Origin of the sequence: Burkholderia ubonensis (assembly GCF_902833085.1) — a bacterium.
GTDB lineage: Bacteria > Pseudomonadota > Gammaproteobacteria > Burkholderiales > Burkholderiaceae > Burkholderia > Burkholderia ubonensis.
In genome coordinates this window covers 26,096-40,581 of record NZ_CADFEB010000007.1, presented here as the reverse complement: position 1 = coordinate 40,581, position 14,486 = coordinate 26,096, and the positions used below count along the sequence as shown (strand labels likewise).

Here is a 14,486-nt window from a genome sequence, read left to right as displayed (position 1 = left end):
GGCGCGCGCCGCCCGGCCTGTACGGCCGGACCTGCCGCCGGAGCGGATACAGAAACGGCACCGCACTGTTCCGGCGCCGTCACGAGTCCCGTCGCTACATCGTCACGACATCGAGGACGGTTTTCTTTGCCTCCTTGAAGTCGTAGAGCGTAATCGCCCCCTCTTTCAGATCGCCGTTCGGCGCGAATGCGATGTGACCGATCACCCCGCGGTAGTCGGTCGACGGCATCGCAGCCAGCACCTTGGACGCCTCGATCGAGTTGGCGCGCTTCATTGCATCGACGATCACGTAGACCGCGTCATACGTGAACGGCGCGTAGATCTGCACCGGCGTGTGGAAACGGTCCTCATACTTTTTCTCGAAGTCCGCCCCTTTCTCCATCCGCGACAGGGCGAGCCCCGCCTGCGAACAGACCAGGTTCTGCACCGCGTTGCCCGCGAGCTCGACCACCTTGTCGGTACACACGCCGTCGCCGCCAAGGATTTTTGCTCCGATACCGAGCGCCATCGCCTGCTTCGCAAACGGGCCGCCCGTCGCGTCCATGCCGCCGTACATGATGACGTCGGGATGGTCACGCTTGATCTTCGTCAGGATCGCCTTGAAGTCCGTCGCGCGGTCGTTGGTCGCTTCGCGCGCGACGATCTGCGCGCCCGCCGCCTTGACGGCCTTCTCGAATTCGTCGGCAAGCCCCTTGCCGTAGGCGGTCGCATCGTCGACGACCGCGAAGCGCTTCGCGTGAAGCGCATGCAGCGCGTAGCTGGCGAGCGCAGGGCCTTGCTGCGCGTCCGTCGCCACGACGCGATAAGTGGTCTTGAACCCCTGCTTCGTATACGCGGGGTTGGTCGAGGACGGTGAAATCTGCACGATGCCTGCGTCGCTGTAAATTTTCGACGCCGGGATCGACACCCCCGAATTGAGGTGCCCCACCACGGCCACGACCCGGTCGTCGACCAGCTTCTGTGCAACTTGCGTGCCAATCTTCGGATCGGCCGCGTCGTCCTCGGCGACCAGTTCCAGCCGCACCGGGTGCGCGTCGATCGTCAGGCCATGCGCATTGATTTCCTCGATCGCCAAACGTGCCCCGTTTTCATTATCCTTGCCGAGATGCGCGATGCTGCCCGTCAACGGGGCGGCATGACCGATCTTGACGACGCGCACGTCGCTGGCCGGCGGTGCCGCGGACGCCGCAGCCTCCTTGCCCGCCCCGTCGTCGCTCTTTTTGCTGCAGGCGGCGAGCATTGCAACCGCTGCGGCGACGGACACGGCGTAAGCCAACTTCACATGCATTAAATAGGTCTCCTGCGCCTTGCCAAAACCGGGTTCCAAGACCATTCCGGCCTGAAAACGGGCGAATTGTAACTCCATTTATAGAACGCCAATATTCCTGATTTGATGGGGTTTTCCTGCATTGCAACCAATTTTGAGACAAGGGCTTGGCAGAGAATAGCAACCCGGTTGCACCATCTGCGGGAATGTCGGTTGCGATTGCGGTTTCGAGGCGCGAAAAAAAAGCGCGCCGTGGGGCGCGCTTCGGTGTACCGCAGTGTACGGCGGGTCAGACTGCGGGCGGCAGGTTCAGGCCGCGCGGCAGCGGGAACGACACGCTCTCCTCGATCCCGTCGAGCGCGCGGACGTTGCGCACGCCGAGTTCGCGCAGACGCGCGATCACTGCCTGGGCGAGCACCTCGGGCGCCGACGCGCCGGCCGTCACGCCGATGCGGCGCTTGCCGGCGACCCACGCCGGATCGATCTGGTCGGGCGCATCCACCATGTATGCCGCGACGCCGCGCTTCTCGGCCACTTCGCGCAGCCGGCTCGAATTCGAGCTGTTCGGGCTGCCGACGACGATCACGACGTCGCACTGCGGCGCCATGAACTTCACCGCATCCTGGCGGTTCTGCGTCGCGTAGCAGATGTCCTGCTTCTTCGGCTCGCGGATCTTCGGGTACTTCGCCTTCAGCGCGGCGATGATTTCGGCCGCGTCGTCGACGGACAGCGTCGTCTGCGTGACGAGCGCGATGCGCTCCGGATCGGCCAGCTCGAGCTTCTGCACGTCCTCGACGCTTTCGACGAGATGCATCCCGCGTTCGACCTGCCCCATCGTGCCCTCGACCTCCGGGTGCCCCTTGTGCCCGATCATGACGATGTCGACGCCATCCTGGCGCATCTTCGCCACTTCGACGTGCACCTTCGTGACGAGCGGACACGTCGCGTCGTAGACGCGCAGCCCGCGCACGCCGGCCTCGTCGCGCACCGCCTTCGATACGCCGTGCGCGCTGAAGATCACGGTATTGCCGGACGGCACTTCCTCGAGTTCCTCGACGAAAATCGCGCCCTTCTTCTTCAGGTCCTCGACCACGTACTTGTTGTGGACGATCTCGTGGCGCACGTAGATCGGCGCGCCGTACATCGCGATCGCGCGCTCGACGATCTCGATCGCGCGGTCGACCCCCGCGCAGAAGCCGCGCGGCTGGGCCAGCAGGATTTCGGCGTCGGCGGCGACGGTCTGTCCGGACAGCGTATCGGTGGTGCTCATGATTACAGGATCCCGATGATTTTCACTTCGAACGTGAGCGCTTGGCCCGCGAGCGGATGATTGAAGTCGAACAGCGCGGAGGTTTCGCCGACTTCCTTCAGCACCCCTGCATATCGGCCGCCGTCCGGTGCGTTGAATTCGATCAGGTCGCCCGGCGTGAAGTCCTCGCCGATCATCCCGTTCTCGCGCAGCGTCTTCAGCGTCACGCGCTGGAGCATGTCCGGATTTCGGGGCCCGAATGCCTGTTCGGGCGCTAGCTGATAAGTCGAATGGTCGCCCACCCTGAGCCCGACGAGAATCTGTTCCAGCGAGGGCGCCAGCTGCCCTGCGCCGAGCAGCAGCGTCGCGGGCTTGTCGGAAAAGGTGTTGACGATGTCGGCGCCGTCGGCCAGTGCCAGCCGGTAGTGCAGCGTGACGTGCGAACCGGGCTTCACTTCGGAAAGATCGATGAGGCTCATGAATTACTCGTTCAGTCGGCGCCCGATGCGGCCGCGAGGCCCGGCGCAAAACCGATATTGTAAGTCACCTGAGCGCGCAAGGCGGAAAGTGCGACGACGTTGCACAGGCCTGCCTGCCCGCCACAACGGAGAATCAACCATGCCGCAACAATTGTCGCCCCTCCCCGCATGCCGCGCCGCCGCCGACGCCACGCCGCACGCGTCCGGGCAGCCCAAGCGCGGCGCGGCGCGCGCGAAACGGCCCGACCTGCCGCGCGAGCGGCTGCTCGAGCGCGGGCCGGCCGCGCTGTCCGACGACGAGCTGATCGTGCTGCTGCTCGGCACCGGCGTGCCCGGCCACAATGTGTTCGACAGCGCGCGTGCACTGCTCGAACACTTCGGCAAGTCGCTGCGCGGGCTGCTCGACGCGACTCCGGACGATTTCCGCGGCCGCCCCGGCATCGGCGACGCCCGCATCGCCCGGCTGTCCGCGGTCGCCGAGCTCGCGCGGCGCGCGCTCGCGGAGAAGGCGCAGGAGCATCTGCTGATCGATTCGCCCGGCGCGGTCGAGGATTACCTGCGCCTCGTGATCGGCACGCGCCCGTACGAAGTGTTCATGACCCTGTACCTCGACGCGCGCAACAGTCTGGTGGACAGCGAGGAAAGCGCGCGCGGCTCGCTGACGCGGATGGCCGTCTACCCGCGCGAGATCGTGCGCCGCGCGCTGTCGGTGAACGCCGCCGCGCTGGTCGTCGCGCACAACCACCCGTCCGGCGCGGTACAGCCGAGCGCGGAGGACCGGCGCCTGACCCGCGTGCTGCGCGATGCGCTCGCGCTGTTCGACGTGCGCCTGCTGGATCATGTCGTCGTCGGCGCGACCGAAACGTTCTCGTTCTCGCGCGCCGGCTTGCTGTAAACTGCGTCGGACCGTGCAGGCCGGCCCGCCGGAGCCCGCCACCAGACGGACTCCGGCGGCGGGCTCACGCGCGCCACGACGGCACGTTGAAATTACGTTTGATTTTCCTGAACTTTTTCTGCTAGAATCGCCGTCTGTCTTTTTTCCAACCAGTTCTAGCCATCGAAGGGCCTTGTCTGTTAAGGGCTTCGGCGTTCTGAGTGCAGCTATGGATCACGTGGCTGCGCGATGAGAACCTTCACCGGCGATCGAACCCCGAATTTAGCGTATTAGGAGTGCTCTCATGGCACGCGTATGCCAAGTAACTGGGAAAGCGCCGATGAGCGGCAACAACGTTTCCCACGCAAACAACAAGACGAAGCGCCGCTTCCTGCCGAACCTGCAAAACCGCCGGTTCTGGGTGGAGAGCGAAAACCGCTGGGTGCGCCTGCGCGTCTCGAACGCCGGCCTGCGCCTGATCGACAAGAACGGCATCGATTCCGTGCTCGCTGACCTGCGCGCACGCGGCGAAGCCTAAGCCCAAGGAGCACAATCATGGCAAAAGGCGCACGCGACAAGATCAAGCTCGAGTCGACCGCTGGCACGGGTCACTTCTACACGACCACGAAGAACAAGCGCAACATGCCGGAAAAGATGGCGATCAAGAAGTTCGATCCCGTCGTCCGCAAGCATGTGGAATACAAAGAAACCAAGATCAAGTAATCTCCGGTTTCTGCCAGCCTGACGGTGACCAAAAAGCCCCGCAATCGCGGGGCTTTTTGTTTTGCGCGCACGCTTTTGCCCGACGCGGTATGCTCTCTCCTTTCCGCGGCTGCGCCGCCGGAAAACACAAGATCAAGCGTGAAATGATGGAGATGCAGCAATGAAATTCGATGTGGCGATCGTCGGCAGCGGCCTGGCAGGCCTGTCGGTCGCGCTCAATCTGGCCGACACGCGGCGGGTCGCGCTGATCGCGAAGCGTTCGATGATGGAAGGCGCGAGCGACAACGCGCAAGGCGGCATCGCCGCCGTGCTCGATTCCGCGGACAGCATCGAGAACCATGTCGACGACACGCTGGTCGCCGGCGGCGGCCTGTGCGACGAGAGCGCGACGCGCTACATCGTCGAGCACGGCCGCGAAGCGATCGAATGGCTGATTTCGCAGGGCGTGCCTTTCACGAAGGACGACGCCGCCGAACTCGGCTTTCACCTGACCCGCGAAGGCGGCCACAGCCACCGCCGCATCATCCACGCCGCCGACGCGACCGGGCACGCGGTGCTCGCGACGCTGTCCGAGCGCGCGCGCCGGCATCCGAACATCACGTTCCTCGAGAACCACCATGCGGTCGACCTGATCACGTCGGAGCGGCTCGGCCTGCCCGGCCGCCGCTGCCACGGCCTGTACGCGCTCGACGTCGACAGCGGCCGCACGGTCACGATCGAAGCGCCGCACACGGTGCTCGCCACCGGCGGCGCAGGCAAGGTCTACCTGTACACGACCAACCCGGACACCGCGACCGGCGACGGCATCGCGATGGCGTGGCGTGCGGGCTGCCGCGTCGCGAACATGGAATTCATCCAGTTCCACCCGACCTGCCTGTTCCACCCGTATGCGAAGTCGTTCCTGATCTCCGAGGCCGTGCGTGGCGAAGGCGGCCTGCTGAAGCTGCCGGACGGCACCCGCTTCATGCCCGCTCACGACCCGCGCGAAGAACTGGCGCCGCGCGACATCGTCGCGCGCGCGATCGACTTCGAGATCAAGAAGCGCGGGATCGACTGCGTGTACCTCGACATCAGCCACCAGCCGGAAGCGTTCCTGCGCGAACATTTCCCGACGATCCACGCGCGCTGCCTCGAGTTCGGCATCGACATCGCGAAGCAGCCGATTCCGGTCGTGCCGGCCGCGCACTACACGTGCGGCGGCGTCGTCACCGATCTCGCGGGCCGCACCGACCTCGCCGGCCTGTATGCGGTCGGCGAAACGTCGTACACGGGGCTGCACGGTGCGAACCGGCTCGCCAGCAACTCGCTGCTCGAATGCCTCGTCATCGGCCGCGCGGCTGCCGGAGCGATCGAGACGTCCGGCTTCGAGGTCGACTCGCCGGGCGCGCTGCCCGCGTGGGACGAGAGCCGCGTGTCGGATCCCGACGAGGAAGTCGTCGTCGCGCACAACTGGGACGAGTTGCGGCGCCTGATGTGGAATTACGTCGGCATCGTGCGCACCGACAAGCGCCTCGAACGTGCGAAGCACCGGCTGTCGCTGTTGCGCGACGAAATCCACGAGTATTACGCGAACTTCCGCGTGAGCCGCGACCTGCTGGAGCTGCGCAACCTCGTCGACGTCGCGATGCTGATCGTCAAGAGCGCCCAGTCGCGACGCGAAAGCCGCGGGCTGCATTTCAGCCGCGACTGGCCGCATACGCTGCCGAAGGCGCTGCCGAGCGTGCTGACGCCGAAAGCGCGCCGCTGAGCCGCGCGGCGCATCAGCAAAAAAGCCGTTGGCAGGACGCCAACGGCTTTTTTTGTCTGCGGATTGCGCCGCGCGGTCAGTCGACGATGCGCATCGAATAATCGGTCGCGCGCACGTCCTTCGTCAGCGCGCCGATCGAGATGCGGTCGACGCCGGTCTCGGCGAACGTGCGCACCGTATCGAAATTGACGCCGCCGGATACTTCGAGCACGGCCTTGGCCGCAGCGACGCGCACCGCCTCGCGCATCATGTCGACCGTGAAGTTGTCGAGCAGCACCGACTGCGCGCCGTGCGCGAGCGCCGTGTCGAGCTGCGCGAGCGTCTCGACCTCGATCTGCACCGGCACGCCGGCATTCAGCGCGAACGCCGCGTCGAGCGCTTCGCCGACGCCGCCCGCGGCGGCAATGTGGTTCTCCTTGATCAGGATCCCGTCGTACAGCGCGAGCCGCTGGTTCGCGCCGCCGCCAACCCGCACCGCGTACTTCTGCGCGAGCCGCAGGCCCGGCAGCGTCTTGCGCGTATCGAGGATCTGCGCGCGCGTGCCTTCGATCCGGTCGACGTAGCGGCGCGTCGCCGTCGCGACGCCGGACAGCAATTGCAGGAAGTTCAGTCCGTTGCGCTCGGCGGTCAGCAGCGCGCGCGCCGGGCCTTCGAGTTCGCAGACGATCGAATCGGCCTGCATCCGGTCGCCTTCGCGATACTGCCAGCGCACGTCGATCGCCGGATCGATCCGGCGCATCACCGCGTCGAACCAGGGCACGCCGCACAGCACGGCTTCTTCGCGCACGATGATGCGCGCACGGCGGCGCTCGCCGGCCGGCACGAGCCGCCCGGTCTGGTCGCCCGTGCCGACGTCCTCGGCAATCGCATCGGCGACGTTGCGCGCAAGTGCGTCGTCGAATGCGGCGCCGTATTGCGCACGGATCGTTTCGTAAAGCGGGGAAACGGCACCGGTCGTCATGCCGCCCCCACGTTCGCGAACAGTTGCTGGTCGCGCTGCAGGTCGCCGCTCGCCTGCACGCGCTTCTTGTGAGCGGCCGCGAACTCGAGCATCCGGTCGATCGGCAGGCGCGCGCGCGCGCCGATCGCCGGATCGACGAAGATCTCGTTATGGCCGCGCTCGAGCACGTCCGCGAGGTTCGCGAGGCCGTTCATCGCCATCCACGGGCAGTGCGCGCAGCTCTTGCAGGTCGCGCTGTTGCCGGCCGTCGGCGCCGCGATGAAGGTCTTGCCCGGTGCCGCGAGCTGCATCTTGTGCAGGATGCCGAGGTCGGTCGCGACGATGAAGCGCGTCGCGTCCAGCTTCACCGCCGCGTCGATCAGCTGCGTCGTCGAGCCGACGACGTCGGCCAGCGCGACGACGTTCTCCGGCGATTCCGGGTGGACGAGCACCTTCGCGTCCGGGTATTCGGCGCGCAGCAGGTCGAGCTCGATGCCCTTGAATTCGTCGTGCACGAGGCACGAACCCTGCCACAGCAGCATGTCCGCGCCGGTTTTCTTCTGGATGTAGCTGCCGAGATGGCGATCCGGCGCCCAGATGATCTTCTCGCCGCGGGCGTGGAGATCCGCGACGATCTCGAGGCCGATCGACGACGTGACCATCCAGTCCGCGCGTGCCTTCACGGCGGCGCTGGTGTTCGCGTAGACGACGACGGTGCGGTCCGGATGCGCATCGCAGAACGCGGAGAATTCGTCGGCCGGGCAGCCGAGGTCGAGCGAACAGGTGGCGTCGAGGTCCGGCATCAGGATCCGTTTGGCCGGGCTCAGGATCTTCGCGGTTTCACCCATGAAGCGCACGCCCGCGACGACGAGCGTCTGCGCATCGTGGTCGCGGCCGAAGCGGGCCATTTCGAGCGAATCGGCGACACAGCCGCCGGTTTCGTCGGCGAGTTCCTGCAATTCGGCGTCCACGTAATAGTGCGCGACCAGGACTGCCTTCTCGCGGGCCAGCAGCGCCTTGATGCGCGCTTTCAGTGCAGCGCGCTCGTCGGGGGACGGCGTCTCGGGCACCTTCGCCCATGCTTGCCCGACGCCGCAGACTGCGCCTGCCGCGACCGGCCGGTCGTACTCGACGGGTTTGATCGTCGATTGCATCTCCATATCTCCTGTCGGCCAGAGTTAGCGCTTTAGCGCTTACTCTGGCCCCATGCTTTACGGTCGCCGAAAAGAAAAAACCCCGCCAGCGCGGGGTTTGTGACGTCCTGAGATTCTAATCGATTTCGAATCAGGCGTAGCGGCGCAGGCGCATCGCAAATTCCTGCAGCGCCTTGATGCCGCTTTGTTCGGCGCGATGGCACCAATCCTGCAATTGAGCCAGCAGCTGTTCGCGCGACGCGGTCGAGCGATCCCAGATCGCGGCGAGATCCTGGCGCAGCTGGAAGTACGTCTGCAGCTTCTGGCTGTTCGCGAAGATTTCCGGCAGCAGCTTCTTCTGCGGCTCGTCGAGGCCGTCCGCATCCTTGTGGAACCACTTGCGGCCGCCGCGCATCAGCTGGTACTTCTCGCCCGAGCCGAGCTCCTTCAGGCGCGCGAGCTCCTGGCGGTACGCCCGCTTGACGGCCTTGCCGTAGCGCGCCATCACCTCGTAGCGGTTCGACAGCACGGCCTGCAGCGTTTCCTGGTCGAGCACCGTCTTCGGCTTGTTCAGGCGCGGCGTCGGCGCGACCTTCTTCACCTTCGCGAGACCGAACGCGGACATGATGCGGATGTACATCCAGCCGATGTCGAACTCGTACCACTTGTTCGACAGCTTCGCGGACGTCGCGAACGTGTGATGGTTGTTGTGCAGTTCCTCGCCGCCGATCACGATGCCCCACGGGAACAGGTTCGTGCTCGCATCGGCCGAGTTGAAGTTGCGGTAGCCCCAGAAGTGGCCGAAACCGTTGACGACGCCCGCCGCCCAGAACGGGATCCAGACCATCTGCACGGCCCATACGGTCAGGCCGAGCACGCCGAACAGCGCGACGTCGATCACCATCATCAGGCTGACGCCGAGAATCGGGTACTTCGAGTAGATATTGCGCTCGATCCAGTCGTTCGGCGTGCCGTGGCCGAACTTGCGCATCGTCTCTTCGTTCTTCGCTTCCGCACGGTACAGCTCGGCGCCTTCGAGGAACACCTTCCAGATGCCGCGGGTCTGCGGGCTGTGCGGATCTTCCTCGGTCTCGCACTTCGCGTGGTGCTTGCGGTGAATCGCCGCCCACTGGCCGGTCAGCATGCCGGTCGTCATCCACAGCCAGAGGCGGAAGAAATGGCTGGCGATCGGATGCAGCTCCAGCGCGCGGTGCGCCTGGCAGCGATGCAGGTAGACCGTCACCCCGATGATCGTCACGTGCGTGACCGCGAGCGCGAACAGCACGATCTGCCACCACGAGAAGCGCAGAAGCCCGTGAGAAAGAAAGTCGAGCAGGGAATTCAACAAGGCAGTTACCTGTGGAGTGAACGACGCCGGCACGCGCCGACGTCAGAAAAATGAAAGCATACCGCTGAATAGACCAGAATTTTACTTCAACCGTTCCAAGTCTTTGTAAAAAATGAATATTTCTTGCCTTGAAGCAACGCCGGCAGTCCAGCGGCGGACTCCGCCGGCCCGGCGCTCCGCGTCTGGCCGGCTTACACGACCGCTCGGACGGCCGTACCGGCGCCGTCGTCGGCACGCGTCGCCGCGAAACCGTCCGGCAGGCCGACGACGCGCACCTCGCGCTGCGGGAACGGGATCGAGATCCCGTGCTCGCTGAAGAGCCGCCAGATGTTGCGGTTCACCGTCGAGCGCACGCCCGACGTGCCTTTCGCGGAGTCCTCGATCCAGAAGCCGAGCTCCAGATCGATGCCGTCCGCGCCGAAGCTCACGAGATACGGCGTCGGCGCCGGCTCCTCGAGCACGCGCGGCACGCCCTTCGCGGCTTCGGCGAGCAGCGTCAGCGCGTGCTCGACGTCGCTCGTGTACGCGACCTGCACCGCGACCTTCGCGTAGCCCCGCGTCAGGTACGACGACTGGTTCTGCACGACGTCGGTGATCAGCTTCTCGTTCGGGATCAGCGTCTCGTTGCCGTCGAGGCCGCGCACGACCGTATAGCGCGTGCGGATCTGCGTGACGATGCCCTGCAGGCCGCCCACGCTGATCGCGTCGCCGAGCCGCAGCGACCGGTCGAGCAGGATGATGAAGCCCGACACGTAGTTGCTCGCGATCTTCTGCAGGCCGAAGCCGAGCCCGACGCCGACCGCGCCGCCGAACACGCCGAGCACGGTGACGTCGATGCCGACGAGCGACAGCCCGATCAGCACCGCCGCGAACACGAGCAGCGCGCGCCCGACCCGCGACAGCACGACCTTCAGGTTCGCGTCGAGCGTGCTCGCGCGCGTCAGGCGATCCTCGAGCACCGAGCCGAGCCACATCGCGACCAGCAGCGTCACGCAGATCCACAGCGCGCCGGAGATCAGCGACAGCAGCGTGAGGTGCGCGTTCGCGACGCGGAACTGCACGCTGTCGAGCCACGCGATCACGTCGCGCTGGATGCCGAGCACGGTCAGCACCATTGCGGCCCACACGACGGTCGACACGATCTTCTCGACGATCGACAGCCACGCATGGGTGCTGCCGTCGCGCGCGAACACGCGCCGCGCGAAGAAGAACAGCACGTAGATGAGCCCGATGCCGATGAGCGGCACGAGCGCGAGCGACAGCAGCGCCGTCGACATGAACGGGTCGAACGCGAGCTGCGCGATCCACACGAACACGCCGCCGAACAGCGGGAACAGCGCGCGCTTCAGGCTCTGCGCGCCGGCGCCGGGCCCGCGCCCGGCCGCGCGGCGGCGCGCGTCGATGCGGCCGTGCACGAAGCGCGCGGCGAGCCACGCGAAGCACAGCGCACCGACCAGGATCGCCGCCTGCCAGAGCATCACCGGCTGGTTGAAGTCCCGGATCACCGACTCGAGGCGGCGCGACAGCAGGCGACTCTGCAGGTTCTGCATCATCCGTGCGGCCCGCCGTTACGCCTGTGCGGCCTGTGCGGCCTGCGCGCGCCGCTCGAGCACGGCAGCGAAGAAGCCGTCGGTCGCATGGCGGTGCGGCCACAGCGACAGGTAGTCACCGGTGTCGAGCGCGATGCGCTGGTCGGCCAGCACCTTCTGCGCGGGCACCAGCACGAACTCCGGATGATCGGCGAGGAACTGCGCGACGATCGCCTCGTTCTCCGCGTCGAGCACGCTGCAGGTCGCGTAGACGAGCCGCCCGCCCTTCTTCACGAGACGCGCCGCGCTCGCGAGGATCGACGCCTGCTTCGGCGTGAGCTCGTCGATCGACGCGCGCGACTGGCGCCACTTCAGGTCCGGGTTGCGGCGCAGCGTGCCGAGGCCGCTGCACGGCGCATCGACCAGCACGCGGTCGATCTTGCCGGCGAGCCGCTTGATCTTCGCGTCGTGCTCGCTGTCGATCAGCACCGGGTTCACGTTCGACAGCCCGCTGCGCGCAAGGCGCGGCTTCAGCTTCGCGAGCCGCTTCTCGGACACGTCGAACGCATACAGGCGGCCGGTCGAGCGCATCATCGCGCCGAGCGCGAGCGTTTTACCGCCCGCGCCCGCGCAGAAGTCGACGACCATCTCGCCGCGGCGCGGCGCGACGAGCGAGCACAAGAGCTGGCTGCCCTCGTCCTGCACCTCGATCATGCCTTCCTCGAACACCTTGAGCTTGGTGAGCGCCGGCTTGCCGGCGACCCGCACGCCGAACGGCGCGAACGGCATCGCGCCCGCGTCGATGCCGTTCGCGCGCAGCGCGTCGATCACCTGGTCGCGGGTCGCCTTCTGCGCGTTCGCGCGCAGGTCGAGCGGCGCCGGGTAGTTCATCGCGGCGGCGAGCTGCGCGAGTTCCTCGGCGTCGAAGCGCGACGACAGCGCCTGCTGGATCCAGTCCGGCAGGTTTGCGCGCACGCGCACCGGCAGGCTCGCCGGATCGATCTTCGACACGTGTTCGAGCCAGGCCGCTTCCGCGTCGGACACGAACGGCTTCAGCGCATTGCGGCCGACCGTCTGCATCAGGCCGAGCAGCGTCAGACGCCGCGCGGGGCTGCCCGTGCCGCTCTCGGCGAGGTGCGCGAACTCCATCTTCCGGCGCAGCACCGCGAACACGGCCTCGGCAATCACGCCGCGCTCGGCATGCCCGAGCTTCGGGTGCGCGCGGAAGAACCGGCTCGTCGTCGCGTCGGCGGGGCCGGCGAACTTCAGCACCTCGGCCAGCAAAGTCTCGGTCTGGCCGATCAGGAATCCGTGCAGCTTCATACGCCCTCACTTGTTTTGGTATGCGGTTGGTCCGCGAAAATCCAGCGCGCCTCTTCCGGCGCCACGACCGCGCGGCCGTTCTCGAGGCGCAGGCGCCCTTCGACGAACCAGCGAACCGCGCGCGGATACAGCACGTGCTCGACCGTCAGCACGCGCTGCGCGAGCGCCGCCGCGTCGTCGCCCGCGCGCACCGGCACTGCGCCCTGCGCGACGATCGCGCCGCTGTCGAGTTCGGGGATGACGAAGTGCACGGTCGCGCCGTGCAGCGCGACGCCGGCGTCGAGCGCCGCCTGGTGCGTGTGGATGCCCTTGAAGCTCGGCAGCAGCGACGGGTGGATGTTCAGCATCCGGCCCTCGTATCGTCTGACGAATGCCGGCGTGAGGATGCGCATGAAGCCCGCGAGGACGACGAGGTCGGGCGCGAAACGGTCAATTTCGGCGGCGAGCGCCGCGTCGAAGCTGTCGCGGCCGTCGAACGACCGGTGGTCGACCACCGCGGTCGCCACCCCGTGCGACGCGGCAAAAGCCAGGCCGGACGCGTCGGGCCGGTTGGCGATCACGGCGGCGACCTCGGCCGGCCACCGTTCCTGCGCGCACGCGCGGACGATGGCCTCCATGTTGCTGCCGCGACCGGAAATCAGGATCACGAGTTTTTTCATCCGCGAATTTTACCATTCGGCCTCGCGTTTCCCGCCTCCTGAGCCGCCGGCCCGCCCGAGCGTTTATAATCTTCTGCTTTGCGGCCTCGATCCGCTCATTCCCCGACGCTGCACCCGCTATCGTGAAAGTCTTCCGCGGCCTGCCCAATGCCGAAAGCCGCGCCCCGTGCGCGCTGACGATCGGCAACTTCGACGGTGTCCATCGCGGCCACCAGGCCCTGCTCGCGCGCGTGCGCGCGGCAGCGGACGCGCGCGGCCTGCCCGTCTGCGTGATGACCTTCGAGCCGCATCCGCGCGAATTCTTCAATCCGGCCGGCGCGCCGCCGCGCATCGCGATGCTGCGCGACAAGCTGGAGGCGCTGCGCGAGCACGGCGTCGACCGGGTCGTCGTCGAGCACTTCAACCATACGTTCGCGAGCCAGTCGCCGCAGGCGTTCGTCGAGCGCACGCTCGTGGGCGGGCTGCACACGCGCTGGATGATGGTCGGCGACGATTTCTGCTACGGCGCGAAGCGCGCGGGCACGTTCGACACGCTGAAGGCGGCCGGCGAGCAGTACGGCTTCGAGGTCGAGCAGATGGGCACGGTCGCCGGCAGCGACGGCGCGCGCATCTCCAGCTCGGGCGTGCGCGCCGCGCTCGCGGCGGGCAATCTCGCCGCGGCCGCGCAGGCGCTCGGCCACGGCTACGCGATCAGCGGCCACGTCACGCACGGCCTGAAGCTCGGCCGCGACCTCGGCTTCCCGACGCTGAACCTGCCGATCGCGCACAAGCGGCCGGCGCTGATGGGCATCTTCGTCGTCCAGGTCCACGGCCTCGCCGACACCCCGCTGCCCGGCGTCGCGAGCCTTGGCTTGCGCCCGACCGTCGTCGATTCGGGCCGCGTGCTGCTCGAAGTCCACCTGCTCGACTGGCACGGCGACGCCTACGGCAAGCTCGTGCGCGTCGAATTCCTGCAGAAGCTGCGCGACGAGGCGAAGTTCGACGATCTCGAAGCGCTGTCGCGCGCGATCGCACAGGACGTCGCGAACGCCCGCGCGTACTTCGCGGCGCGCGACCACGCGCCCGGCAGCCGCACGACCGGCTTCTCGACGTCGGCCACCGACCGAATTAGCTGACCCCGGCTGGCGGCGCCATGCGCCGCATCCCGGCGCCGCCGACGCGCGCGCTCACCCGATTCACGACGCTCGAGCGTCCCCCGATTTGATAGCGATCTCA

The 14,486-nt window shown here is 67.0% G+C and carries 14 protein-coding genes; 5 read left to right on the top strand and 9 right to left on the bottom strand.

The annotated features are described in order from the left end of the window. Window positions 1-94 precede the first annotated feature (94 nt). The 3 genes from HWX31_RS19980 to HWX31_RS19970 form a co-directional block, all read right to left on the bottom strand. On the bottom strand, window positions 95-1,288 hold the full coding sequence (locus HWX31_RS19980; protein ID WP_174964719.1) for a branched-chain amino acid ABC transporter substrate-binding protein: 1,194 nt from the start codon (window positions 1,286-1,288) through the stop codon (window positions 95-97). Between the two features lie 268 nt (window positions 1,289-1,556). After that, the gene (gene ispH, locus HWX31_RS19975) at window positions 1,557-2,537 is read right to left on the bottom strand and encodes a 4-hydroxy-3-methylbut-2-enyl diphosphate reductase (RefSeq protein ID WP_059612835.1); all 981 of its coding nucleotides are present in this window, start codon (window positions 2,535-2,537) and stop codon (window positions 1,557-1,559) included. Between the two features lie 2 nt (window positions 2,538-2,539). Continuing rightward, window positions 2,540-2,995 (bottom strand): FKBP-type peptidyl-prolyl cis-trans isomerase, encoded by a 456-nt coding sequence (locus HWX31_RS19970; protein WP_010090945.1) that lies wholly within the window; start codon window positions 2,993-2,995, stop codon window positions 2,540-2,542. A 139-nt stretch (window positions 2,996-3,134) separates the two neighbouring features. On the opposite strand from HWX31_RS19970, the gene radC reads away from it, so the two are divergent. The 4 genes from radC to nadB all read left to right on the top strand — a co-directional run bounded on the left by radC (window position 3,135) and on the right by nadB (window position 6,339). Beyond that, the gene (gene radC, locus HWX31_RS19965) at window positions 3,135-3,890 is read left to right on the top strand and encodes a RadC family protein (protein WP_174964712.1); all 756 of its coding nucleotides are present in this window, start codon (window positions 3,135-3,137) and stop codon (window positions 3,888-3,890) included. Window positions 3,891-4,173: 283 nt separating this feature from the next. Continuing rightward, window positions 4,174-4,407 (top strand): 50S ribosomal protein L28, encoded by a 234-nt coding sequence (rpmB, locus tag HWX31_RS19960; protein WP_004186391.1) that lies wholly within the window; start codon window positions 4,174-4,176, stop codon window positions 4,405-4,407. Between the two features lie 17 nt (window positions 4,408-4,424). Continuing rightward, window positions 4,425-4,592 carry a 50S ribosomal protein L33 gene (gene rpmG / locus HWX31_RS19955; protein WP_006478046.1) on the top strand — a complete coding sequence of 56 codons (168 nt, stop codon included), beginning with the start codon at window positions 4,425-4,427 and terminating at the stop codon, window positions 4,590-4,592. A gap of 160 nt (window positions 4,593-4,752) precedes the next feature. Then, window positions 4,753-6,339: an L-aspartate oxidase gene (nadB, locus tag HWX31_RS19950; RefSeq protein ID WP_174964713.1), complete on the top strand. Its 1,587-nt coding sequence runs from the start codon at window positions 4,753-4,755 to the stop codon at window positions 6,337-6,339. Between the two features lie 76 nt (window positions 6,340-6,415). On the opposite strand, the gene nadC is transcribed toward nadB, so the two are convergent. The 6 genes from nadC to purN form a co-directional block, all read right to left on the bottom strand. Continuing rightward, entirely contained in the window at window positions 6,416-7,300 is an 885-nt protein-coding gene (gene nadC, locus HWX31_RS19945; RefSeq protein ID WP_174964714.1) for a carboxylating nicotinate-nucleotide diphosphorylase, read from the bottom strand. Next, entirely contained in the window at window positions 7,297-8,433 is a 1,137-nt protein-coding gene (nadA, locus tag HWX31_RS19940) for a quinolinate synthase NadA (RefSeq protein WP_174964715.1), read from the bottom strand. Before nadA ends, nadC begins: the two co-directional genes overlap by 4 nt. 130 nt (window positions 8,434-8,563) lie before the next feature. Beyond that, window positions 8,564-9,760 (bottom strand): DesA family fatty acid desaturase, encoded by a 1,197-nt coding sequence (locus tag HWX31_RS19935; protein WP_059612845.1) that lies wholly within the window; start codon window positions 9,758-9,760, stop codon window positions 8,564-8,566. A 191-nt stretch (window positions 9,761-9,951) separates the two neighbouring features. Next, window positions 9,952-11,310: a mechanosensitive ion channel family protein gene (locus HWX31_RS19930; protein WP_174964720.1), complete on the bottom strand. Its 1,359-nt coding sequence runs from the start codon at window positions 11,308-11,310 to the stop codon at window positions 9,952-9,954. 18 nt (window positions 11,311-11,328) lie between these two features. Continuing rightward, window positions 11,329-12,612: an RsmB/NOP family class I SAM-dependent RNA methyltransferase gene (locus HWX31_RS19925; protein WP_174964716.1), complete on the bottom strand. Its 1,284-nt coding sequence runs from the start codon at window positions 12,610-12,612 to the stop codon at window positions 11,329-11,331. Further along, entirely contained in the window at window positions 12,609-13,271 is a 663-nt protein-coding gene (gene purN / locus HWX31_RS19920) for a phosphoribosylglycinamide formyltransferase (protein ID WP_059612848.1), read from the bottom strand. Before purN ends, HWX31_RS19925 begins: the two co-directional genes overlap by 4 nt. Before the next feature lie 122 nt (window positions 13,272-13,393). Here purN and HWX31_RS19915 point away from each other — a divergent pair, with 122 nt between their 5' ends. Continuing rightward, the gene (locus HWX31_RS19915; protein WP_060232263.1) at window positions 13,394-14,386 is read left to right on the top strand and encodes a bifunctional riboflavin kinase/FAD synthetase; all 993 of its coding nucleotides are present in this window, start codon (window positions 13,394-13,396) and stop codon (window positions 14,384-14,386) included. The last annotated feature ends 100 nt before the right edge of the window (window positions 14,387-14,486 follow it).